Annotated in this window: 1 pseudogene; it reads right to left on the reverse strand. The window is 74.0% G+C overall.

Going from position 1 to position 411, the window contains the following annotated elements:
- Window positions 1-384, reverse strand: a pseudogene (locus tag GD429_RS40115) (alpha-amylase); the annotation flags it as partial.
- Between the last annotated feature and the right edge of the window lie 27 nt (window positions 385-411).

Raw genomic sequence — 411 nt, forward strand, 5'->3', positions numbered from 1 at the left:
CTCCAGGATCGCGCCGCGCCGTGCCAGCACCGCCTGCGCGTCGTTCTGCGTGGCGGGCGGCAGGTCGTGCAGGCGCCGCTCCAGCAGGGCGAGCGTCTCTTCCGCCTCGGCGCGGGCCCGGTCGCGGAAGGCCGTGACGTCCTGCGCGGTGATCGGCTCGGGGTCGAAGGCAGCGTCGCCGGTGCGCAGGCCGAGCGCCTGGTGCAGTTCCGCCGTGCGCCGTCCGAGCGTGCGGACCAGCGCGAGGAAGCCGCCGTGCACGTCGGGAAGCACCGCGTCGGGCACGGTGCGCGTGTCCTCCAGGAAGCGCTCCAGGTAGCCGAGCGTGTATTCCCAGCCGTCGCCCTGGTTGGAGACGTAGGCCTGCACCAGCGCCAGAGTCATGGTGCCGCCGCCGGGGGCCATGTACTC

Source organism: Burkholderia sp. BE17 (assembly GCF_009362305.1).
GTDB classification, from domain to species: Bacteria; Pseudomonadota; Gammaproteobacteria; order Burkholderiales; family Burkholderiaceae; genus Burkholderia; species Burkholderia pyrrocinia_C.